Source organism: Pseudoduganella guangdongensis (assembly GCF_009857475.1).
Classification (GTDB): domain Bacteria; phylum Pseudomonadota; class Gammaproteobacteria; order Burkholderiales; family Burkholderiaceae_D; genus Rugamonas; species Rugamonas guangdongensis.
This window is the reverse complement of record NZ_WWCJ01000003.1, coordinates 181,984-204,508: the sequence shown is the minus strand read 5'-3', so window position 1 is coordinate 204,508 and position 22,525 is coordinate 181,984. Positions and strand designations below refer to the sequence as shown.

The following is a 22,525-nucleotide window of genomic DNA, read 5'->3' as shown; positions in this document are numbered from 1 at the left end:
GCCAATAGTGCCGGGTGTATAAGATCCCGACATTTACTTGCATATTGCTTGTTACACTCACTCGCCCTTGATCAGGCTGGCCACCTTGGTGGTGATGATGTCCACCGCCGGTCCATTCGCGCCGTGCGGCAGGATTACGTGCGCATGGCGTTTGGTCGGCTCGATGAACTGCTTGTACATCGGGCGCACGGTTTCCAGGTACTGGTTGATGACGCTGTCGGTGCTGCGCCCGCGTTCGGCGATATCCCGCTGCAGGCGGCGGATAAAGCGCACGTCGGCCGCCGTGTCGACGAAGATCTTGAGCGACATCTGCTTGCGCAGGTCGGCGTCGTACAGGGCGAACAAGCCCTCGATCACGATCACCGGCGCCGGCTTGACGGTAATCGTCTGGGTGGTGCGGTTATCCTGCGCAAAGTCGTACACCGGCATCTCGATCGATTCGCCCGCGCGCAGCTTTTGCACGTGCTCCACCATCAGCGGCCAGTCGAAGGCGTCCGGGTGGTCGTAATTGACTTTGCGCCGCTCCTCGGGCGCCATATGGGTCTGGTCCAGGTAGTAATCGTCCTGCAAGACCACGGATACCACTTCCGAGCCAAAGGATTTCAGCACCTCGCGCGTGACCGTCGATTTGCCGCTGCCGCTGCCGCCTGCGACGCCAATCACAAAGGGTTTGTTGCGCGAATTATTCATGTGATTTTCCATCCCAGGCAAAAAAAACCGGGTATTTTACCCGGTCTTTGCACTACACCTGCTTAAGCGGTGCCGCCCACTGTCACGCCGTCCAGGCGCAAGGTCGGCTGGCCCACGCCCACCGGCACGCTCTGGCCCTCCTTGCCGCACACGCCCACGCCCGGGTCGAGCTTCATATCGTTGCCGATCATGGTGATGCGATTCATCACGTCCGGGCCGTTGCCGATCAGGGTGGCGCCCTTCACCGGGTACGTCACCTTGCCGTCTTCGATCATGTAAGCCTCACTGGCCGAGAACACGAACTTGCCGTTGGTGATATCGACCTGGCCGCCGCCGAAGTTGACCGCGTAGATGCCGTTCTTGACCGAGGCCAGGATCTCGCCCGGGTCCTTGTCGCCGCCCAGCATATAGGTGTTGGTCATGCGCGGCATCGGCAGGTGCGCGAACGATTCGCGGCGCGCGTTGCCGGTCACGTTCATCTTCATCAGGCGCGCGTTCATGGTGTCCTGGATATAGCCCTTCAGCACGCCGTCCTCGATCAGGGTGGTGCACTGGGTCGGGTTGCCCTCGTCGTCGATATTCAGCGAGCCGCGGCGGTTGGCCAGGGTACCGTCGTCGACCACGGTGACGCCCTTGGCCGCCACGCGGTCGCCGATGCGGCCGGAGAAGGTGGACGAGCCCTTGCGGTTGAAGTCGCCCTCCAGGCCGTGGCCGATCGCCTCGTGCAGCAGGATGCCCGGCCAGCCAGGGCCCAGCACCACGGTCATCGGGCCGGCCGGCGCCGGGCGCGCGTCCAGGTTCACCAGCGCCGACTTGACGGCGTCGGTGGCGTACTGGTCCAGCAGCGCGTCGTTGAAGTAGCCGTAGTCGTAGCGGCCGCCGCCGCCGGAGGAGCCGACTTCGCGCCGGCCATCCTGCTCCACGATCACGGTCACCGACACGCGCACCAGCGGGCGGATATCAGCCGCCAGCACGCCGTCGCTGCGCACCACCAGCACCACGTCGTATTCGCCGGCCAGGCCGGCCATCACCTGCACCACGCGCGGGTCCTTGGCGCGCGCCATCTTCTCCACGCGCTCCAGCAGCTTGACCTTGGCCGCCGCGTCGAGCGACACCAGCGGGTCGTGCGGCATGTACAGGGAACGGCCGCCGACCGGGGTCATCTTGCCGGCCACCTTGATCTTGCCGGCGCCGGCGCGCGCGATGGTGCGCGTGGCGGCCGCCGCGTCCAGCAGCGCGGCTTCGGAAATCTCGTCGGAATAGGAGAAGGCAGTCTTGTCACCCGATACCGCGCGCACGCCGACGCCCTGGTCGATCGAGAAGGAACCGGTTTTCACGATGCCCTCTTCCAGGCTCCAGCCCTCGTTCTTGGTGAACTGGAAATACAGGTCGGCATAGTCGACCTTGTGGGTGAACATGCTGCCCAGTGCTTTCAGCAGCTTGCCTTCGTCCAGGCCGAACGGCGTCAGCAGGATGTCTTTCGCTGCGGCCATGGCAGACAGGTTGGGGTCGAATGGTTTCATATTAGAAAAATTCTTTTGAAGTGTACTTAGCCGGATTTTAGAGGATTCGGTGCTTCAGCGCTGGCAGGCTTTCACGCACGCCGTGCACGAATTGCGGGTCCAGCTCGCCGCTCACGACGCCTGCGCCCTCCGCCAGCACGGCCTTGACCTCGCCCCAGGGGTCGATCAGCATGGAATGGCCCCAGGTGCGGCGGCCGTTGACGTGGCTGCCGCCCTGCGCCGCCGCCAGCACATAGCACTGGTTTTCAATGGCGCGCGCGCGCAGCAGGATTTCCCAGTGCGCCTTGCCGGTGGTGTAGGTAAAGGCGGCCGGCACCACGATCAGGTCGAGCGGGCCCATGGCGCGGTACAGCTCGGGGAAGCGCAGGTCGTAGCAGACCGACAGGCCGACCTTGCCCACCGCCGTTTCCACCGTGCCAACGGTTTTGCCCGGCACGATGGTGCGCGCCTCGTCGTAGGACTCGCTCCCTTTGGTGAAGCCGAACAGGTGGATCTTGTCGTAACGGCCAACATGCTTGCCCTGCGGATCGTAGACCAGCGTGGTATTAATCACACGCTCGGGGTCGTCCGACGCCAGCGGCAGGGTGCCGCCCAGCAGCCAGATGCCGTGCTCGCGCGCCATGGCCGACATGCAGTCCTGGATCGGCCCGCTGCCCAGCGGCTCGGCCCTGGCCACCTTGTCGCTGTCGCTCATGCCCATGATGGCCCAGTATTCGGGCAGCAGCACCAGCTGCGCGCCGCCGGCGGCGGCCTGGCCCACCAGGCGGCGGGCGGTGGCGATATTCTCTTCCACCAGCGGGGTGGACACCATCTGGATGGCGGCGACCTTGTGCGCTGCATTCGTCATTGCGTCGGCTCCTTCGGATTCTCGATCTTGGTAATGACCGGCGCCTTCCACGGCCCCGTCACCTGCATCTGGTAGGTCAGCGCCTTCATCATCGGCGCGCTCAGGAACAATTGCGCCAGGTAGCTGCCCAGGCCGATCACCGGGTTCACCGCCAGCGCATACACCAGCGGCGCCGTGCCCAGGTTGACCTGCGGGATCACCACCACGCGCAGGTTGGTCGATTCGTTGGCGATGTCGGCGGTGCCGTCCATTAGCACGGTGGCCTGCACGCCGTGCATTTTCAAATTGTCGGTCTTGACGATGCCGCGGTTGATGGTGGCGTTGGCGGTGATGCCGTCGAACTGCAAGCCTTCCGAGAAGACGTCGGTGAATTCCAGTTTCAGCAGGCGCGGCAGGGCCTGCAGGCTCAGCACGCCGAGCAGCTTGGCGGCGCCCGGGTCCTGCTTCAGGAACTGGCCCTTCTCGACGTTCAGCGCCAGGGTGCCGGACAGGCTCGGGATGTCCAGGCCGTAGGGCATGCCCTTCCAGTTGATGTCGCCGCTCAGCTTGCCCTTGCCGTTGCGCAGGGTGTCGGCAAAGCCGAAGCGTTCCAGCAGCTTGCCGGCGTTATGGATGTCCATATTGAAGTTGAGCGCGGTGTTGTGCTGGCCGTCCTTGGTCTGCCAGCGGCCGGTGCCGCTCAACTCGCCGTCCGCATTGGCCAGCGTGAGCTTGCTGATGCGCCATTCGCGGGCCGAGGTGACCAGGGCGTTGTAGGCGTGCAGCTCGAGCTGGCCAAGCGGGCGGTTGAACCATTCCAGGCGCTCCACCTCAATGTCCAGCGCCGGGATGGTGGGCGACGTGGTCGAGCTTTCCAGCAAGTCCTTGACCTCGGCCGCCTGCGATTCCGGGATGGTGAGCGAGGACAGGCGCGCCGTGACCTTGCCCACGCCCTTGCCGCTCGGCGACTCGTTCCAGGTGACATAGCCGACCGCCTGCTGCGAATCAATGCTGGCCTGCCACACGCCCTTGCTGTGGGTGGTGCCGACCACGACATTGTCCAGCTTGCGTTCGCCAACGATCAGCTCGCTGGCGCGCGCGGCCATGGTTTCCGGCACCACGTACTGCGAGATGTCGGCGCCCTCCGCTGCGGCGGCGCCGGGCACGGCCGGGGCGCGCGGCTCGTTGCCGGCGATTTCGCCGGCCAGGTCAATCCAGTGGTCGACGTTGAGCGATTTCAGGCTGGCGTTGATCATCAGGCCGCTGTCCGGCTCCGGCGCCGGCAGATTGACGCCGATGCCGCCGTTCACCAGCTTCCACGGGCCCTTGTTGACGCGCTGGCGATGGTAGCGCGCGGCATAGGACTGGCCCAGGGTGATGTTGATTTCGTCGCGCGCCACGCCCTGCTCGTTGGCCGCGCCGCCGTTCAGCTGGAAATGCAGCGGCAAATTGTCCGCCGCCGCCTTCTTGAGCGGGGCCGGGAAGTCCAGGCTGGCGCCCTGCAGCGTGGAATCGATGGCCACCTCGTACTTGTGGTCGCGCGCCGTGATCAGGCCGCTGAATTTGGCGCTGCCGCCCAAGTGGTTGGCCAGGCGCTGCACGGCGGCCGACGGGTACTGCTTGCGCAAGCCGTCCACACTGGCGCTGCCGCCCAGGCGTACCTGGATGCTGCCATCCTTCTGGCTGCCGCCGGTGACCGACAGCGGGCCGCCCAGCAAGGTGCCGCCCAGGTTGTTCAGGTTGACGCCTTTTTCATTGAATTCGATCTTGCCGGTGGCGCCGGCCACGGTCGGCATATCGTGCCACAGCACCACGTCGTTGCCCTGCAGCTGCAGGCTGCCCTGCACTTTCGATTCGATCAGGCGCGCCAGCGGCAGGTGCAGCTTGAGGCCCAGTTTCGCGTTGCCGGTGCCGGTGGTCTCGTCGGTGAAGTGGCCGATCCAGTCGATCACCGGGCTGGCGAGCACATACCTGAGGAAGTCCTGCATCGGGCCGGCGGCGCTGCCGTCGATCTCGAGCACGCTGTCGTGGTGGTACAGGTCGGCGATCACCGCCTTCACATTGCTCAGCGCCAGGCCGCCGGTGCGGGCCGTGTCGGCCTTGATCACCATGCCGGCGCGCTCGAAGGCGATGCTGCCGCGCACCTTGTCGAGCAGCGGCCAGACCGGGCTCTTGCCATCCTTGGCGAAGTAGCCCGGTTCGTAATTGAGGCGGCCATCAACGATGCGACCGGCAATGCGGAACTCGCCGCGCGCCTTGTCCGGCGTGCCGTCCTGGAACGGGAAGTGCGCCAGGTCGCCGCGCAGGCGCAGCGTGGTGTCGTGCAGCATGCCGTCTTCCAGCGCGCCCACCAGCCAATGGCGCGTGTGTTCCGGCGTTTGCTTGGGCAGGTAGCGGCCGATGCGGTTGATGGTGAAGTTATGAATGCTGCCGCTGAAGTCCGCCGTGCCGGGCCCCTTGGCGCCCGGACCGCGCGGCAGCAGGTGGCTGCCGGCCAGCTTGAGCTGCATGCCCTCCTGCACCAGGTCCAGCTGCTCCAGTTTGAGCGCCAGCTGCTTGGGGTCGGCCAGCGTCCAGCTGCCCTTCAGCGCCAGCTGCTCGAACTGCAGCGGCGCGTCGTCGAACCAGGCCGGCATGGCCAGGGTGAAGCCGGGCGCGTCGAGCGCCACGCTGCCGCCCTGCTGGCCGGCTTCCACATGGCCGCTCAGCTTGTCGAAGCCCGGCAGGTCGGGCAATGCCGGCATGGGCAAGGCCTTGGCCGAGCGCGCCACCGCCGGGCGCGCGGCCAGCGGCTCCATGCCCAGCGCGTCCAGGTCGGCGCGCAGCTTGTAATCCTTGGCGGCGGAAAGCGGGCCGCGCCACTCGGCCACCAGGTTGCGCACGCGCCCGCGCGGCGCCGCCTCGGCCAGCAAATCGCGCTGCGCCTGCGGCAACGGCAGCCGGGTCGCCAGCTCGGACAGGATCTTCAAATCCAGCGCGGCCGCCTTCACCTCGGTCCAGGTGGCGGCATTCGCGGCCACCACATGGCGCGCCGAGGCGGTGGTCGGCGCCAGCTCGACGCCGTCGCGCGTGCGCAGGGCAAAGTCCCTCACTTCCAGCGCGCGCGTCATGGCGGCCGGCGCGCCGGGCCGGCTCACCAGGGTGGCGGCGCGGTCCTCGCTGGCGGACACGCGGCCGCGCAGGGCCGCCACGTCCAGCTGCGGCAAATCGTGTCCCAGGGTGGCCACCACATTGTCCAGCGCCACGTCGGCGGTCACGGCGGTCGGGCGCGCCTGGTCGAGGGCGAGCCAGGCGCGCACGCCGCCGCTGGCCGATTTGATGTCCAGTGTGCCCGGCAGGTAGGGCTTCCAGGCGGCCAGGTCGGCGCGCCGCAGTTCAGCGTAGACCTCGCCTTTCCACAGCTTGACTTCCGACACGCGGGTAAACGGCTGGTGGCTGAAATCGGCGCGCACGTCGATCGGTGCCGCCAGCGCCGCCGGCGGCGTGGCCTTGAAGGCGAATTGATGGCGGCGCCACCTGTTCTGCATCAGGGCGGTGACGTTCTCCAGCAGCAAGGGCGGGCTGCCGCGCTGCAGGTCGGTCCAGGTGATGCGCCCTTCGCGCACCACCACCTCGCGCTGCGACAGCAGCCAGTCGGCGCTGCGGCCATCGCCGTTGCGGTCGAGGTCGATATACATGCCGGCCGCGTACAGCTTGCCGTCCGCATCACGCCGCACTTCGACATCGGGACGGTTGAATTCCAGCGATTCGAAACGCAGCCCGGCCGCCGGTACGCTCCACCACGACAGGGTGGCCGCCACGCTGGGCAGGTGCAGGGCTTGCTGGCCGCGCGCGTCGCGCATGACCACGTCGCCCAGGATCAGCTGCGGCCGCAAGCCCTTCCACGAAGCATAGATGCGCGCCACCGTGACCGGCTTGCCGACCGCCTGGGTGGCCAGGCGCTCGATATCGGGCTTATAGTGGTCGATGTTGGGCAGGATCACCCAGCGCAGGGCCAGGAACAGCACGGCGAAGGCAAAATACAGCAGCAGCGCCAGCTTGAGGGTGAAGCCGAGCACATGGTGGGAGGCGATATTCCAGACCCGATAGGCGGCCTGCAGCCGATGCCAGCGCCGTTTCAGCGGGGCCTCGACTGCCTCGATTTGCTCTACCAGATTGTCCTTCAATACACTCAAGCCAGGCCCTTATCAATACAGCATTTTACCGCAACGGCCCGGCAAACTATGTTCCAATAGGAACAGTTTTACACACTCTCACACCTGTCAATGAGCCCTATCGACCTCGTTTCCGCATCCCGCTTCTACCAGCGCTGGCTGGCCGCCGACCCTTCCCGCCAGGCCAAGGTCGATTCCCTGGCGCAATTATCGCTTGCCACGCTGGATTTCGCTGATATTTTGGCAAGCGAACAGGGTGACCTGCCGCTGCAGCGCGGCATGCGCCGCCTGCGCAACCTGCTGCTGGCCGCCCTGCTCCGGCGCGACCTGGAAGGCAAGGCCGACCTGGACGAGGTGGTCACTACCATGACGCGCCTGGCCGACTTCGCCATTACGCGCCACCTGGCCGAACTGGACGCAGCCATGCGCGCCAACCACGGCACGCCGATCGGCCACGAATCGGGCGCGGAACAGCAGCTGATCGTGCTCTCGATGGGCAAGGGCGGCGGTGGCGAACTGAACGTCTCATCCGATATCGACCTGATCTTCGTCTACCCGGAGGATGGCGAAACCGCCGCCGGCCCGGGCCAGCGCCAGCTCTCCAACCACGAGTACTTTGTGCGCCTGGGCAAGCAGTTGATCGCCGCCATCGCCGAAATCACGGAAGACGGCTTCACCTTCCGCGTCGACATGGCGCTGCGCCCGAATGGCGCCTCCGGGCCGCTGGCGGCCAGCCTGGGCATGGTGGAAAACTACCTGATCGTGCAGGGCCGCGAATGGGAGCGCTACGCCTGGGTCAAGGCGCGCGCCGTGACCGGCCGCGCCGAGGACATTGCCGCCCTGGACGCCATTGTGCGCCCCTTCTGCTTCCGCCGCTACCTGGACTTTGGCGTGATCGACGCCATCCGCTCCATGCACGCCCAGATCCGCGCCGAAGTGGCGCGCCAGGAGCGCCTGCATCCCGAACGCAGCCACAACGTCAAGCTGGGCCGTGGCGGCATCCGCGAAATCGAATTCCTGGCGCAAGTCTTCCAGCTGATCCGCGGCGGGCGCGACCCGCAGCTGCGCGGCCGCTCCACGCGCGGCACCCTGCGCCTGCTGCCGGAAAAAGGCTTGCTGGGCGCCGACGTGGTGGCGCGCCTGATGGATGCCTACACCTTCCTGCGCAAGCTGGAGCACCGCCTGCAGTACATCGAGGACGCCCAGACCCATACCCTGCCCCCGAACGAGGCCGACCGCCTGGCCGTGGCACGGATGATGGGCCTGCCCGACGTGGCCACCCTGATGGCGGAAATGGACGCGCACCGCCAGTATGTGGCCGAACAATTCGACGCCATCTTCGCCGACAAGCAGGGCAATGGCAGCGAGGATGTCGATCCCGCCACCAGCAACGAATGCGCCGACCCCGACAACCGCGAAGCGATCGAGGCGCGCTTCGCCAGTCTGGGCTACGACGACCCGGCCGCCGCCGCCCAGCGCCTGATCGCCACCTGGCAGGCGCCCAAGCTGGCCAGCCTGCCGGACGCCAGCCGCCAGCGCCTGGTGGCCCTGGTCAACGCCGCCCTGCCGCAGATCGCGCGCGCCGCCGAACGCAATAGCGCGGGCAGCAAGCTCGGCACGCTGGGCCGCCTGCTCGACTTCCTGGAAGCGATTTCGCGCCGCTCCTCCTACCTGTCGCTGCTGACCGAGTACCCGCACACCCTGGAACGCGTGATCACCATGATGCACGCCAGCGGCTGGGCCGCCAAGTTCCTGACCCAGCACCCGATCCTGCTCGACGAGCTGCTGGACGACCGCATCCTGAGCGCGGTGTTCGACCCGGCCGCGGCGGCGGCCGAGCTGGAACGTCAGCTGGCCACCGCGCCCGGCGACACCGAGCGCCAGCTCGACATCCTGCGCGAAGTCCACCACGCCCAGCTATTCCACCTGCTGGCGCAGGACCTGGCCGGCTCGCTGACCGTGGAAAAGCTGGCCGACCATTTGAGCGCGCTGGCCGACGTGATCGTGGCCGCCGTGGTGAAGGCGGCCTGGCAGACGGTGGCCAAGCGCCATGTCGAGGTGCCGAAATTCGCCGTCATCGCCTATGGCAAGCTGGGCGGCAAGGAGCTGGGCTATGTCTCCGACCTGGACGTGATTTTCCTGTTCGACGACGAGGACCAGGACGCGCCCGGCCTGTACGCCAAGCTGGCGCAGCGCTTCATCACCTGGATGACCTCGCACACCTCGGCCGGCATCCTGTTCGACATCGACACCGCGTTGCGGCCGGACGGCGCCAGCGGCATGCTGGTGTCCAGCGTGGCCTCCTTCGAAAAATACCAGCACGGCTCGGCCTGGCTGTGGGAACACCAGGCCCTGACACGCGCCCGCTTCTGCGCCGGCGACGCCGCCATCGGCCAGCGCTTCGAGCAAATCCGCTGCCAGGTGCTGCGCAAGGAACGGCCGGATGCCGCCGCGCTGAAGCAGGAAGTGCTGGCCATGCGCCAGAAAATGCGCGACGCCCGCCCCAACCGCAGCGCACTGTTCGACCTCAAGCAGGACGAGGGCGGCATGATCGACATCGAGTTCATCGTGCAATACCTGGTGCTGCAGCATGCGGCCCGCTACCCGGAACTGACCGGCAATATCGGCAATATCGCCCTCTTGCACCTGGCCGGCCAGCTGGGCCTGGTCGATGCCGTGCTGGCCGGCGCGGTGGCCGACGCCTACCGCGACATGCGGCGCTGGCAGCACCAGTTGCGCCTGCAGGGTCAGGACCAATCACGCGTGGCGCCGGAGAAAGCGGCACAACATGCGGAAAACGTGCGCGCCCTTTGGAGATGTATATTTTTTACAACGGAACAATGACTAGTTTCGCTAATTTTTGCGCAAACTTATTGAATTTGTAATCGCCTCATTTAGATTGATAGCTTACAGGCCGTGCCTTATGCGCCCGACCTTATTTTCGTCATATCTGAATGGGAGAACCATAGTGAAGCGAATCGTGCTGAAACGCAGCGTCATCGCAGTTGCCTTGACGCTGCCAGTATCCCCCCTTGTGCTCGCGCAAGAAGCCACCGAAAAACCCATCCCCAAAGTCGTCGTCACCGGCTCCAATATTGCCCGCATCGAAAGCGAAACCTCGTCGCCGGTGCAAACCATCCGGGCGCAGGACATCAAACGCCTGGGCGTGAGCTCGGTCAAGGAACTGATGGACACCCTGACCTCTTCCGACCGCTCGGCCCTGTCCGACGCCGGCGGCAGCAATTCCTTCGCCGGCGGCGCCTCCTCGGTGTCGCTGCGCGCGCTTGGCAAGCAATCGACCCTGGTGCTGCTCAATTCGCGCCGCGTCGCGCCCTACCCGCTGGCCGACTATAACGAAGTATTCACCAACCTCGACACGCTGCCGCTGGATGCGGTGGAGCGGGTCGAGATCCTGCGCAACGGCGGCTCCTCGATTTACGGTTCCGATGCCGTAGCCGGCGTCATCAACGTCATCACCCGTTCCGACTACCGCGGCCTGACGGTCAGCGGCAGCTTCAACCGCTCGGTCGAGCAGCAAAGCATCCGCAATGGCACCGTCAGCGTCACCGGTGGCTTCGGCGACCTCGACAACGACCGTTTCAACGTGCTGGCCAACGTCGAGTACTTCAAGCGCAACGACCTGTTCTGGCGTGAAGTGGTGGACGACATCAACCCGACCTACGGCGAGTACTTCGGCACCGTCGCCCCAGGTAGCGGCCTGATGTTCGGCAACCGCGGCACCCCATCGACCTTCAGCTTCCCCGGCAACCTGATCGGCCAGGGCGCGCTGCCCGGCTGCACCACCAAGAATGCCGGCGGCCTGTGCGTGCACGACCGCTTCAGCCGCTTCCAGGCCACCCCAGCCGCCGAGCGCGTGAACAGCCTGGTCTCGGCCCGCTTCAAGGTCAACGAAAGCATGGAGGCATTCGCCGAACTGCTGTACTCGCACACCACCACCGACTACAGCGGTGCCTTCGCCACCTACGGTTCGGCCAACCCCAACGCGGTATGGGGCGACCCGAGCACCGGCCAGGGGCGCACCTTCATCTATCGCGGCCTGCCAGCCACCCACCCGCTGAACACCAGCGGCGAAGAGCTGGAACTGCGCTACCGTTTCCTGGATGACCCGTCCTATCGCAAATCGACCAGCGACCAATACCGCGCCCTGGCTGGCGTGAAAGGGACGCTGACCAACAAGTGGGACTGGGAAGCCGCGCTCGGCATCATGGGCGGCAAGACCAAGGACCGTAGCCGCGGCGGCTTCTTCAGCGACAGCGGCTTCAAGGAGGTGATCGGCGACTACAACGTCGACGATCCGAACTTCTTCAACCGCGCCTACAAGCTGGGCCAGATCAACTCGGCCGAGGTGATCAACAAGCTGTTCCCTGAGAATGGCTACGACGGCAAGATCACACAAACCTTCATCGACCTGAAGGCCAGCGGCCAGGTGGGCAGCATCGGCGGCCGTCCGGTCATGGCAGCGGTGGGCGGCGACGTGCGCCACGAGAAGATCCGCATCCGGCCAACCGCCAATCTGCTGGCCGGCGACATCGTCAGCAACGGCGCCTCCTCTGCCGACGCCAGCCGCACCAATGAATCGCTGTTCGCCGAGATCAACGCGCCAGTGATGGAAAAACTGGAACTGGTGGGCGCCGCTCGCTTCGACAAATTCCCGGGCTTCGATGGCCGGGTATCGCCGAAGGTTGCCGCGCGCTGGAAAGCGACCGAGAACTTCCTGCTGCGTGCCACGCTCGAATCCGGCTTCCGCGCACCGAACCTGACCGAAAGCGCCCCGTCCAGCAAGTTCGCCTTCGATAACGGCGTAGTCGATCCGAAACGCTGCGACCAGGCGCAAGCGCTGGCCAGCGACCTGCGCGACCAGGCCGACGCCCTGCCGGGCAGCGACCCGAATGTGGCCCTGCTGCTGGCGCGTGCCGACATTGTGGAAGGCAATGAATGCGCCGGCGGCGTCGCCTCGATCGTGCGCAACAACCCGGACCTGAAACCGGAAACCTCGCGCAGCGGCACTGTCGGTTTCGTGATCGAACCAGTCAAAGGCACCTCGTTTGCGATGGACTACTTCCGTATTGAGCGGAAGAACGAAATCAACACGAAGAGCACCTCCGAGCTGCTGTCGGCGGAAGACTCGCTGATGCCTGGCATCATCAACCGCCTGCCGCTCGCCCAGGACAAGACCTTCACTGCCGCCGAGCGCGCGCAGTACGGTGTAACGGCCGGTCCGCTGTCGTCAACCTCGGGCATGTTCGAGAACGTGTCGAAGACCCGCACCAGCGGCGTCGATCTTGCCCTCGCGTCGCGCTTCTCGCTGCCGTTTGGCCGGCTGGATGTGAACGGCAACGGCACCTACCTGCTCGACCTGCGCAACTTCGCGCCGACCCGCAACGGCGGCAGCTGGGGCGACAACCTGGCCGGGCGTTATGGCTACTCCAAGTTCACCGCCAATGTGCTGGGCGCGCTGACCACCGGCGCCTTCACCAACAGCATGCGCCTGGTGTACTTCAGCCCGCAAAAGCTGCAAGGCGACTACTTCGACGAGGAGTACACCAAGGAAGGCTGCGCCGCCAACGACTGGGGCCCGGGTGTGTGCCGCGTGGGTTCGGAAGTGCGCTGGGACTACAACCTCAGCTACACCGGCATCAAGAACCTGACGCTCTCGCTGAACGTGCGCAACCTGTTCGACCAGCGCCCACCGCTTGACCTGAAATCATTCAACCGCGACGGCGGTGGCGTGATCCCACAGAACCTGGACGACGTCGCTGGCCGCCGTATCCGCGTCACTGCCGAGTACCGCTTCCAGTAATATAAGTTCGGAGCGCGGAAAAATGGGGACGTACCCCATTTTTCCGCCCCAGTTCCTCTACGCTGCCTTCCCCAAGTAGCGCCCGCTGCTCACCGCGGGCCGCTGCATCTCAATCGCATCCGCAAAGAACACCGCCGGGTCGCCGTGCAGCTCGCCCACATGGCGCTGCAAGGCCGGGTAGGCGTTCAGCTCCAGCCCCGCTTCGCGCTGCGCCCAGCGCACCACCGCCACCAGGCAGGCATCGGCCACGGTGCGCTTATTGCCATCCACCCACTCCTGCCCGCCTAGCACCTCATCCAGCGCGCTGCACGCCAGCGCCATGCGCGCCGGGCCGGCTTCAAAGCCTTCGTGCAGGTAATCAAGCAAGGTCTCGAGCTTGCGCGCTTCCGCCGTGCCGCTGCGGTAACCCAGCAGGCAACGGCGTTGCTGGCCGATATGGCGCAAGATGGCGCGGCAATCGCGCACCAGCTTGCCGCCAGTCTGCAGCGCCGGCACCGGTATTCCTGGCAGATCGACCTGCACCAGGCGGTAGGGCCGGCATAACCATTCGAGGGCGACGATGATGCCGAACGCGCAGCCGTTCGGTGCGCCGTGGTACAGGATGGTTTCCATGTTTGCCTCTTGTTTTTGTTGGGGATGAAGCATTGTGAACGCGATATAGGACAATATCCGCCCTGTTTTCATGCAAAAATGGCAGCATCATGTCAAAACCCGCCATCAAAGCCCTCGCCATTCTCGAACTGCTGCAAAGCCAGCGCCAGATTTCGGGCGCCGAGATGTCGGACCGCCTGGGCATCGACCGCCGCACCCTGCGCCGCTACATCGCCATGCTGGAGGAACTGGGCATCCCGATCACGGCCGAGCGCGGCCGCTATGGCGGCTATATGCTGGTGCCCGGCTTTAAGCTGCCGCCGCTGATGTTCACCAACGACGAAGCGTCCGCCGTGGCATTGGGCCTGATGGCGGTGCGCTCGCTGCGCCTGGCCGACACCGCGCCCGCCGTGGCCAGCGCGCAGGCCAAGCTGGAGCGCGTGATGCCGCCCGCCCTGCAAGGCAGCGTGCAGGCGCTGCGCGAGACGGCGGTACTCGACACGCCCGAGCAGCGCTGGAGCTACGCCGGTGCAGGACGCCCTGCCCTGACCGGCGAATTGACCGCCTTGGCGCTGGCGGCGCAAACGCAGCACCGCGTGCGCTTTCGCTACACGCCGCAGGATGGTGCATCGATGCAGCGCGAGTTCGACCCCTATGGCCTGGTCTTCAGCCATACGCGCTGGTATGTGGTGGGGATGTGCCGCCTGCGGCTGGCGATCCGCTCGTTCCGCCTGGATCGGATTGCCGAGGTGGCGGAAACCGGCATGGTCTTCGACAAGCCGGACAGCTTCGACGCCGCCGCGCAACTGCAGCACGCGCTGGCCACTTTGCCCCGGCCTTTGCCGGTGCGCGTGCTGTTGCACACCGACCTGGCCAGCGCCGCGCGCGAAGTGGGCCGCTACATCGGCCCGTTGGTGGAAACCGACGGCGGCGTGCGCCTGGCCACGACCACGACCAGCTATAGCTGGTTCGCGCGCCTGCTGGCGTCGTTCAATTTCGATTTTACGATTGAAGGCCCGGAAGAACTCCGGGCCGCAGTGCAGGAAGAGGCGCGCCGCCTGGCGCGCCTTGCTGCAAGCTAAACAGGATCAGAAGTCCCCGCGCCAGCAGCGGTACAGTGCTCACCCTATTAGAAAGGGTACACGTAGCGGCTGCAGCGGCTGGCGTTGAACAGGTCGCATGCTTCCTCATCGCCATTGAAGACGCACGCTTCACGGTAACCGTAGCAAGTCTCGTAGCTTGGGATTGCCATGGCAGTCACCGAGGCGCCGGCACCGATACCAAACAGAGCTACGGCGATCATTTTCTTCAGTTTCAGCATTTTTTGTCCTTTTCAAATTAGAAGTGCCACCACCAGCAGTCCAGGCGCTCAAAGTCGGCGCAAGCATTTTCATTACCAGCCTCACATTGAGCCAGCCACTTGCGGCAGGTCTCGAACATCGTCGCTTCCCTTCATTGGGGATGGAATCAGATGTCCCAGCGTCAGCAGCTATAGCGGTCCAAATTCTTGCATGCCACGGTATCGGCTTCCCAGCATGCCTACTGGAATGCAATGCACTCTTCGTAGCTTCCTTTAAACGAGCACGCCACCGCGCTGATCGAGGCGCCCGCGCCAATTCCGAACAATGCTACTGCAATCGCTTTTTTAACCTCAACATTAATAGTCTCTTCCAACTTAATATTATCTAGGAGAGTCTCCGCGAATAAATCTCGCGTGAGCGATTCTCATAATAATATACTAATTTGTCAACATTATTTTAACGTGAATATTTGTGACTATTTAATTAATAAAACAGTATGCCGCACGAATCGCGTCTGCTAGCCTGAGGACTCCCTCAACCAGAAAGTGAGTTAGCAAATGACGAAACTGAAGAAAGCGTGGATGGTTCTGGCCTTCGGTCTGGCAGCTGGCACTAGCTTCTCGACCTTCGCTGCGCCTGATCCCCGCACCTGCTACAAGCTGATCGTGGCCTGCAACGATGGCGACTTTAACGCCTGCGTGTACGGCAAGCGCATCGGCTGCGATATGTAAAATCGGCTGCGATATGTAAAAGAAGGCGCGCCACCTGGCGCGCCTCGCTGGAACCCTGTCGATTACACGTGTTACCACCAGCTCGCATGCGGCCACAACGCCTTCCCAGCACGCCTGCCGGAAGGCCACGCACTCTTCATAACTGACCTTGAACGGGCCAGCCACGGCCGAGATCGACGCACCGAATTCGATTCCGAACAGCGCCACAGCAAAGCTTGAGGTCGGCGACGGCATAGGAATGAAGGGGGTGACGCCCTCTTTAAATAACTCGACGGCAGAGTTAAGCCCCCCGCCCCCACACGCCTTTTTCCTGCACCATTAGAGACACACGGCTATCGCACGCTCGACTCAATTTTGAAACCAATGGCGTTTCTGGGGCCGGGTGGAAGCATTCCTTCTTCTAAATCACACATTTTTTTCCCGCAAAATATTCTATTGACAACGTTAATAAATTCACTATACTAAGAATGCCAAATAGGCAATATAGCTAATATTATAGGAGGTGCTATGTTTGAACTGACGCAGCAACAACTGGCCTACGTAAGCGGTGGCGAAGATATTCCTCAAGTCGATGTGCCAGGCCAACGCCCGGACTATTATGACGACACCTATGTCGGTGGTAAGCGCGGGGAAAAACTTGATTTTCGTGATACCTCGTCCGATAACTACTAACCAAAGCAAAACCGTTCAGCGAAAGCTGAACGGTTTTTTTTTGCGTCGACACCAACTGCCCTGCAGTAAATGAAGGTATGCAGGTCCGCTCCCTTCGGGGCTTGCTTGTTCCCGCGTATCAATTGCTGGAAGCGGTACTCGGCGTTGACGCAGATGCGGCGGATTGCAATGTTGGGGTCCGCTAACGCTGGCGTACGGCGGTTCCGATAATCCGGTGCCGATCGTGCACGGCAGCAATTTCTACTTCCCAATGAAGAGCCACAATCTCGACGTGCAATGGATCGAGTACATCGACAGGGCTAAGGCTGGCGCAGCATGTAAACCAATGTCGTTTTACGAGGCCGTGTGGGAGCATTCCTTCTTTTCGCAATCATGCGTTTCCGCTCGCAAAAATTCCTAGGGACAAAGTGACACTGCTCGAGAGTATAAGCACGTCGTTAGAACTTTCGATTCAATGAGCACAAAGCCTAGTGTAACGGCGGGCAACACACCGCCAACCTCACCATCCCCTAAAAAGCTCCCGCTGTTCCGCCCGGAAGTAGGGGAAGCGCTCACCTCCAACTGGCTGGGATCGATCCGGCTGAAGCACACCATGTCCGGCACAGTGGTGGCAGCCGTGGCCCTGAGCATTGCCGGCGCCTTGGTCGCCTTTGTCGCGCTCGGCAGCTTCACCCAGAAAGCCCGGGTCGGCGGGCTGGTGGTGCCGGTCAACGGCGCCCTGGCCGTGACCACGCCGCAGGCCGGCACCCTGGTGCGCGCCCTGGTGGCGGAAGGCAGCACCGTCAAGGCCGGCGATCTGCTGTTTGAACTGTCGTCCGAGCGGCAGCAAAGCGGCGGCGAGCTGGGCACGCTGATTGCCCAGCAGCTCACCATCCGCCGCGAAGCCTTGCAGTTGGAGCGCACCGCGCGCATCGCCATGGCGCGCGAAAAGCAGCGCGCCATCGAAGCGCGCATCGCCAATGCGGAAGCCGAGCAAGTCCAGCTTGGCAACGAGATCAAGCTGGCAACGCGCCGCAAGGGCCTGGCGCAGCAAAGCGTCAGCAAGTACGAAACACTGCAGGCGAGTGGCTTTGTCTCGCAGGCGCAAACCCAGCAAAAACAGGAAGACCTGATTGATATCGAAGCGCGCCTGAGCGCCCTGGCGCGCAGCCAGAGCCAGCTCGCCAGCACCCTGGTCAACCTGCGCGCCGAACGCGAACAACTGGGGCAGGACCTGGACGGCGAGCTGGCCCAGTTCAGGCGCGCCGAGGCCACCCTGGAGCAGGAGGCGGTGCAAAACCGCGACCGCCGCCGCACCCTGGTGGTGGCGCCGCAAGCAGGCACGCTCACCGCCCTCAACTACCATATAGGCCAGGCCTTGAGCGCCGGGCAATCGCTGGCCACCCTGGTGCCCGGCGCGGCCGATGGCGCCGCCCTGGAAGCCAACTTGTACGCGCCCAGCCGCACCGCCGGCTTCGTCAAGCCGGGGCAGAAAGTGCTGATTCGCTACCAAGCCTTCCCCTATCAGAAATTCGGCTTGCACGGCGGCGAGATCGTCGATGTCAGCCGCACCCCGTTCGCGCCGAGTGAGCTGCCGGCCAATATCGCCGGCACCATCCTCGGCACCGTCTCGCGCGGCGCCAGCAACGAGGCGCTGTACCGCATCCGCGTCAAGCTCGACCGGCAGGCGATCCAGGTCTACGGCGACAGCCTGGCGGTCAAACCCGGCATGACCCTGGAAGCCGACATCGTGCAAGACCAGCGCAAGATCTGGGAATGGATCGCGGAACCGCTGATCGCCATCGCCCCGCGCCAGAAGAGCAACGAATGAAGACCATCCTGCAAACCGAATCCAGCGAATGCGGCCTGGCCTGCATCGCCATGGTGGCCGCCCACCACGGCCACCAGACCGACCTGGCGGAACTGCGCCGCAGGTTTTCCATCAGCCTGAAAGGCGCCACCCTCAACCAGCTGATGCGCCACGCCGCCAGCCTGCACCTGTCCTCGCGGCCGCTGCGCCTGGAGCTGGAGCACCTGGAGCAGCTGCAGCTGCCGGCCATCCTGCATTGGAACCTGAACCACTTTGTGGTGCTGTCCGCCATCAGGCGCGACTTGCGCGGCAATGTGCTGGCCACCATCCACGATCCCGCCACCGGCGCGCGCGACTATTCCATGCCCGAGCTGTCGCGCCACTTCACTGGCGTCGCGCTCGAGCTGAGCCCGACGGCGGAGTTCGAGGAAAAGAAGGCCGTGCGCAAAGTCTCGCTCACCGAGCTGACCGGCAAGGTGATCGGCCTGCGCTGGGCCATCGCCAAGGTCATCATGCTGGCGGTGGCGCTGGAAGTGTTCGCCCTCGCCTCACCCCTGTTCAACCAGTTCGTGATCGACGAGGTGGTGGTGAATGGCGACCGCGAATTGCTCAAGGTCCTGGTCCTGTGCTTCGCCCTGATGCTGGTGACGCAATCGGCCATCAGCCTGGCGCGCAGCTGGGTGCTGATGCGCTGGGGCACCGACGTGGCTCTGCAATGGTCCACCCGCGTCTTCACCCACCTGATCCGCCTGCCGGTCAGCTACTTCGAAAAGCGCCACCTGGGCGACGTGGTTTCGCGTTTTGGCAGCATGAATGCGATCCAGACCACCCTGACCAGCCTGTTTGTCGAAAGCATGCTGGACGGCCTGATGGCCCTGCTCGCCTTCGGCATGATGCTGGCCTACAGCCCCAAACTGACCTGCATCGTGCTGGGCGGCCTGGCCGCCTATATCGCGCTGCGCGCGCTGGCCTACCACCCGCTGCGGGCCGCCTCGCAGGAGCGCCTGGTGCTGTCGGCCAAGGAGAACAGCCATTTCCTGGAAACCGTGCGCGCCATCGTGCCGCTGAAACTGTTCGGGCGCGAAGTGGAACGGCGCGCGCGCTGGCTCAACCTGAAGCAGGATGTCGTCAACCGCGACATCCAGACGCAGAAACTGGGCATCCTGTTCAAGCTGGGCAGCTCGACCCTGAGCAGCGGCCAGGCCCTGCTGCTGTTCTACGTGGGCGCCCTGCTGGTCATGGACAACGCGCTGACCATCGGCATGCTGATGGCCTTCACCAGCTATTCCACCACCTTCACCGGCCGTGTCTTCGGCCTGGTCGACCTGTACATCGACGTCAAGATGCTGGGCATGCACGCCGAGCGCCTGGCCGATATCGTCAAGGAGCCGGCCGAGCCGGAGGATGCGTTTGAGGCGGACGTGAGCCGCATCGCGCCCGCCATCACCCTGCGCAATGTACGCTTCCGCTACGCCGAGGGCGAACCGTAGATCCTGGACGGCATCGACCTGCATATCCCCGCCGGCCAGAGCCTGGCCCTGGTCGGCCCCAGCGGCTGCGGCAAGACCACCTTGTGCAAGCTGGTGCTGGGCCTGCTGCAGCCGACCGAGGGCGAAATCCTGGTCGACGACATCCCGCTGCGCCAGCTCGGCTTGCGCGCCTACCGCAGCATGATCGGCACCGTCATGCAGGACGATGTGCTGCTGGCCGGCTCCATCCTGGACAACATCAGCTTCTTCGACAACGGCGCCGACCCGGAGAAGGTCAAGCACTACGCGCGCCTGGCCGCCATCCACGACGATATCGCCGCCATGCCGATGGCCTACCAGACCCTGGTGGGCGATATGGGCAGCAGCCTGTCGGGCGGCCAGAAACAGCGCGTGCTGCTGGCGCGCGCGCTGTACAAGGAGCCGAAGATCCTGGCCCTGGACGAAGCCACCAGCCACCTCGACGTGCGCAACGAGGCGCGCGTCAACCACGCGCTGGCCGAGCTCAACCTGACCCGCATCATGGTGGCGCACCGCCCCGAAACCATCAACGCCGCCGAGCGCGTGATCGGCATCCAGCACGGCAAGGCGCTGGAAGTGCGCAACGGCCGCGCGGCCGCCGCTTAAAATCTACATGCAATGCAGCGACATTTGAGAGTCGCCATATTAACGTCAGAAAGATGGGGGAGTTTTCACGAACCAAAATTTCCTTTAAGAGTCACAATGGCCGCCCCATCACACGCCCTCATAATCACCAATTGCGGCGCAGCCTTCCCCCCTTCGTGAGACGCCATCCGGCGTCTGGCAACTAAAAATATAAAAGAAGCCGCTCTACTCCAACTGAGCGGCCTCTTGCCATTCACCAGCTGGGAGAGCTTACTCAGGCTTGCCGATGTGCTTATTCAGGAAGGTTTCCACCCTGCCCCAGAAATCCACATTGGTCTTCACGCTACGCCAGCCATGGCCTTCGTCGACGTATTCGATCCATTCGACATCCGGGTTATGACTCTTCACAGCAGAATAAAACTTAGTACCGTGCACAATCGGCACGCGGTCGTCGGCGCCACCGTAGGCCACGATCAGCGGACGCTTGATGCGCGCCGCCTGCTCGATCGGGGAAGTTGCCTTCAACTGGGCCGCGTCCTTCTCACGGTCGCCAATCCACAGGGGCAGCTGGTACTTGCGCGCCTCTTCCGACATGTCCCCCCAGGTCACCGAATACAGCAGGTTGATGTCGGTCACGCCGACCCAGCTCACGCCGCATTTGAAAATATCCGGATCATTGACCAGCCCCATCAAGGCCGCATAGCCGCCATAACTGGCGCCGGCAACACAGATGCGCTTCGGATCGGCAAAGCCTTTGGCGGCCGCCCACTTGGCACCGTCCGCTACATCGTTCTGCATGGCCAGGCCCCATTGGCGCCAGCCTGCGGACTCATGCTTGCGGCCAAAACCCGTGCTGCCGCGGAAGTCCGGTTCTAGCACAGCATAGCCACGCGAAGCCAGGAACTGCACTTGCGGGTCGAACCCCCAATAGCCGCCGCGCACCGACGGGCCGCCGTGCACCAGCACCACCAGCGGCAGGTTCTTCGGCGCCACGCCTTTCGGCAGGGTCAGGTAGGCCGGAATCGGCAATCCGTCGCGCGCGGTGTATTTCACCGGGTGCTTATACGACATGCGCGTCGGGTCCAGGCGCGGCGCGGACTTGCCGAACAGGACCAGTTCCTTGCTTTGCAAGTTGTATAGATAGAGCGCACCGAGCGATGTGTCCGAATAGGACTGCACCAGGATGATGCCCTCTTTCGAACGACGCGCCGGGCGCACCAGGTTGACCGCATCCGGCAAACGCGCATCGATATCGGCCTGCGCTGCCTGCATCTGCGGATCGAACCAGTGGCTGGACGCCGTCTCGCCCTGCACCATCACGCCCAGCACCTTGTCATCGTTCATGATCAGCGCGCCCTCGAAGTCATGCTCAGGCAACACCACCAACGGTTCCGCCGACAGCTTGCCGGTCTTCACGTTATACGTGTACAGCGCGCGCTTATCCTGGCCATTTTCGGTACTGACGTACAGTGTGCCGTCGGGGCCGAATGCCTGCGGCTCGAAACTACCCTTACCGCTCCAGCTGTCGAAGCGGGTCAGTGGACGCCATTTCCCGGTTTCCGGGTCTAGATAGTTCATCACAGTTTCCGCGCCATCCTGGCTGGCGGCCATGCGCGGCTCGCCATTCTGGTCCAGATACCACTGCAGAACGCGCGGTGGACGCGTCACAGCGACAGAGCGACCGGTGCGCGTATTCAAGCGCAGCAGGTTGATGGCTTCCAGGTCATCGTTGCGATAGGACGCCTGCAGCACGAACACATCGTCGGTGTCGCGCTTGCCCGCCACCGCGAAGAAGCTAGTATTCGGCGGCAACAGGTTCTTATTCTTTTCGTTGGTCAGCCATTTGCGACTAACCAGCTCGCGCAGTTCACTGCCGTCGCGGTTAACGGCGTACAGGCCGGCGCCAAGGCGTTGCTGGCCAGCGCCGATCGTGCGGTCGCCCAAGCTAAACGTCAGTCGGTTCTCGTTGACCCAGTTAAAGCTGACGATGTCGGCATCGCTCGGCGCCACAATCACGTCGATCTTATGGGTCTTCACATCCATCACGGCCAGGCGCACGCGGCTACCGTTTGGCGCGTAGCGCATGGCGACGGTGCGGCCATCGGGCGATAGGCCGGCATCGCTAAAGGCGGCGTGCTCAAAGAAAGCCGATACCGGAATGTCGGCTGCTGGGGCCTTGATCACGACGACAGGTGTCTCGGCGGCGCCAGCATTCGGGCCCATCAGCATGGCGATGGCAGTCAAGCTTGGCAGGAAAGATTTTCTCAACATTTTTCTATGAATCCCTTCCATCAAGAAAAAATCCCCGCTCGAAAGCGGGGATTCGTTACCACA

General features: G+C 64.0%; 15 protein-coding genes. 8 read left to right on the top strand and 7 right to left on the bottom strand.

Annotation, left to right across the window (positions count from 1 at the left end; all coding sequences use genetic code 11):
- Window positions 1-57: 57 nt before the first annotated feature.
- The 4 genes from udk to GTP41_RS05255 all read right to left on the bottom strand — a co-directional run bounded on the left by udk (window position 58) and on the right by GTP41_RS05255 (window position 7,205).
- Window positions 58-690 carry a uridine kinase gene (udk, locus tag GTP41_RS05270; protein WP_161024518.1) on the bottom strand — a complete coding sequence of 211 codons (633 nt, stop codon included), beginning with the start codon at window positions 688-690 and terminating at the stop codon, window positions 58-60.
- Window positions 691-752: 62 nt separating this feature from the next.
- Entirely contained in the window at window positions 753-2,213 is a 1,461-nt protein-coding gene (tldD, locus tag GTP41_RS05265) for a metalloprotease TldD (protein ID WP_161024517.1), read from the bottom strand.
- A gap of 37 nt (window positions 2,214-2,250) precedes the next feature.
- A complete protein-coding gene (locus GTP41_RS05260; protein WP_161024516.1) occupies window positions 2,251-3,060 on the bottom strand; it encodes a carbon-nitrogen hydrolase family protein in 810 nt (269 codons plus the stop codon).
- The gene (locus tag GTP41_RS05255; protein WP_229502742.1) at window positions 3,057-7,205 is read right to left on the bottom strand and encodes a YhdP family protein; all 4,149 of its coding nucleotides are present in this window, start codon (window positions 7,203-7,205) and stop codon (window positions 3,057-3,059) included. The genes GTP41_RS05260 and GTP41_RS05255 overlap by 4 nt, the downstream gene beginning before the upstream one ends.
- Window positions 7,206-7,304: 99 nt before the next feature.
- Between GTP41_RS05255 and glnE the strand changes: the two genes are divergently transcribed.
- Together glnE and GTP41_RS05245 are read left to right on the top strand one after the other, a co-directional pair.
- Window positions 7,305-10,037, top strand: coding sequence for a bifunctional [glutamate--ammonia ligase]-adenylyl-L-tyrosine phosphorylase/[glutamate--ammonia-ligase] adenylyltransferase (gene glnE, locus GTP41_RS05250; RefSeq protein WP_161024515.1), 2,733 nt, complete (start codon window positions 7,305-7,307; stop codon window positions 10,035-10,037).
- 124 nt (window positions 10,038-10,161) lie between these two features.
- Entirely contained in the window at window positions 10,162-13,014 is a 2,853-nt protein-coding gene (locus GTP41_RS05245; RefSeq protein WP_161024514.1) for a TonB-dependent receptor plug domain-containing protein, read from the top strand.
- A 57-nt stretch (window positions 13,015-13,071) separates the two neighbouring features.
- Here GTP41_RS05245 and GTP41_RS27780 read toward each other — a convergent pair whose 3' ends face one another.
- Window positions 13,072-13,626, bottom strand: a complete 555-nt coding sequence (locus tag GTP41_RS27780; RefSeq protein WP_161024513.1) for a glutathione S-transferase family protein — start codon at window positions 13,624-13,626, stop codon at window positions 13,072-13,074.
- 89 nt (window positions 13,627-13,715) lie between these two features.
- Here GTP41_RS27780 and GTP41_RS05235 point away from each other — a divergent pair, with 89 nt between their 5' ends.
- Window positions 13,716-14,687, top strand: coding sequence for a helix-turn-helix transcriptional regulator (locus GTP41_RS05235; RefSeq protein ID WP_161024512.1), 972 nt, complete (start codon window positions 13,716-13,718; stop codon window positions 14,685-14,687).
- A 47-nt stretch (window positions 14,688-14,734) separates the two neighbouring features.
- On the opposite strand, the gene GTP41_RS05230 is transcribed toward GTP41_RS05235, so the two are convergent.
- Window positions 14,735-14,926, bottom strand: a complete 192-nt coding sequence (locus GTP41_RS05230; RefSeq protein ID WP_161024511.1) for a hypothetical protein — start codon at window positions 14,924-14,926, stop codon at window positions 14,735-14,737.
- A 537-nt stretch (window positions 14,927-15,463) separates the two neighbouring features.
- Between GTP41_RS05230 and GTP41_RS05225 the strand changes: the two genes are divergently transcribed.
- The 5 genes from GTP41_RS05225 to GTP41_RS27340 all read left to right on the top strand — a co-directional run bounded on the left by GTP41_RS05225 (window position 15,464) and on the right by GTP41_RS27340 (window position 20,212).
- Window positions 15,464-15,637, top strand: a complete 174-nt coding sequence (locus GTP41_RS05225; RefSeq protein ID WP_161024510.1) for a hypothetical protein — start codon at window positions 15,464-15,466, stop codon at window positions 15,635-15,637.
- Window positions 15,638-16,144: 507 nt separating this feature from the next.
- A complete protein-coding gene (locus GTP41_RS05220) occupies window positions 16,145-16,309 on the top strand; it encodes a hypothetical protein (protein WP_161024509.1) in 165 nt (54 codons plus the stop codon).
- A gap of 454 nt (window positions 16,310-16,763) precedes the next feature.
- Window positions 16,764-18,119 carry an HlyD family secretion protein gene (locus GTP41_RS05215; protein ID WP_161024508.1) on the top strand — a complete coding sequence of 452 codons (1,356 nt, stop codon included), beginning with the start codon at window positions 16,764-16,766 and terminating at the stop codon, window positions 18,117-18,119.
- Window positions 18,116-19,588 carry a peptidase domain-containing ABC transporter gene (locus tag GTP41_RS05210; RefSeq protein ID WP_229502740.1) on the top strand — a complete coding sequence of 491 codons (1,473 nt, stop codon included), beginning with the start codon at window positions 18,116-18,118 and terminating at the stop codon, window positions 19,586-19,588. Before GTP41_RS05215 ends, GTP41_RS05210 begins: the two co-directional genes overlap by 4 nt.
- Window positions 19,589-20,212: an ATP-binding cassette domain-containing protein gene (locus tag GTP41_RS27340; RefSeq protein ID WP_371867284.1), complete on the top strand. Its 624-nt coding sequence runs from the start codon at window positions 19,589-19,591 to the stop codon at window positions 20,210-20,212. It abuts the gene before it with no gap.
- Between the two features lie 249 nt (window positions 20,213-20,461).
- Here the strand turns inward: GTP41_RS27340 and GTP41_RS05205 are convergent, their stop codons facing one another.
- The gene (locus tag GTP41_RS05205) at window positions 20,462-22,462 is read right to left on the bottom strand and encodes an alpha/beta hydrolase family protein (protein ID WP_161024507.1); all 2,001 of its coding nucleotides are present in this window, start codon (window positions 22,460-22,462) and stop codon (window positions 20,462-20,464) included.
- Window positions 22,463-22,525: the final 63 nt, after the last annotated feature.

Coding starts and splice junctions, on each gene's coding strand:
- udk (WP_161024518.1), bottom strand. CDS start 690: ATGAATAATTCGCGCAACAAACCCTTTGTGATTGGCGTCGCAGGCGGC.
- tldD (WP_161024517.1), bottom strand. CDS start 2,213: ATGAAACCATTCGACCCCAACCTGTCTGCCATGGCCGCAGCGAAAGAC.
- GTP41_RS05260 (WP_161024516.1), bottom strand. CDS start 3,060: ATGACGAATGCAGCGCACAAGGTCGCCGCCATCCAGATGGTGTCCACC.
- glnE (WP_161024515.1), top strand. CDS start 7,305: ATGAGCCCTATCGACCTCGTTTCCGCATCCCGCTTCTACCAGCGCTGG.
- GTP41_RS27780 (WP_161024513.1), bottom strand. CDS start 13,626: ATGGAAACCATCCTGTACCACGGCGCACCGAACGGCTGCGCGTTCGGC.
- GTP41_RS05235 (WP_161024512.1), top strand. CDS start 13,716: ATGTCAAAACCCGCCATCAAAGCCCTCGCCATTCTCGAACTGCTGCAA.
- GTP41_RS05230 (WP_161024511.1), bottom strand. CDS start 14,926: ATGCTGAAACTGAAGAAAATGATCGCCGTAGCTCTGTTTGGTATCGGT.
- GTP41_RS05225 (WP_161024510.1), top strand. CDS start 15,464: ATGACGAAACTGAAGAAAGCGTGGATGGTTCTGGCCTTCGGTCTGGCA.
- GTP41_RS05220 (WP_161024509.1), top strand. CDS start 16,145: ATGTTTGAACTGACGCAGCAACAACTGGCCTACGTAAGCGGTGGCGAA.
- GTP41_RS05215 (WP_161024508.1), top strand. CDS start 16,764: ATGAGCACAAAGCCTAGTGTAACGGCGGGCAACACACCGCCAACCTCA.
- GTP41_RS05210 (WP_229502740.1), top strand. CDS start 18,116: ATGAAGACCATCCTGCAAACCGAATCCAGCGAATGCGGCCTGGCCTGC.
- GTP41_RS05205 (WP_161024507.1), bottom strand. CDS start 22,462: ATGTTGAGAAAATCTTTCCTGCCAAGCTTGACTGCCATCGCCATGCTG.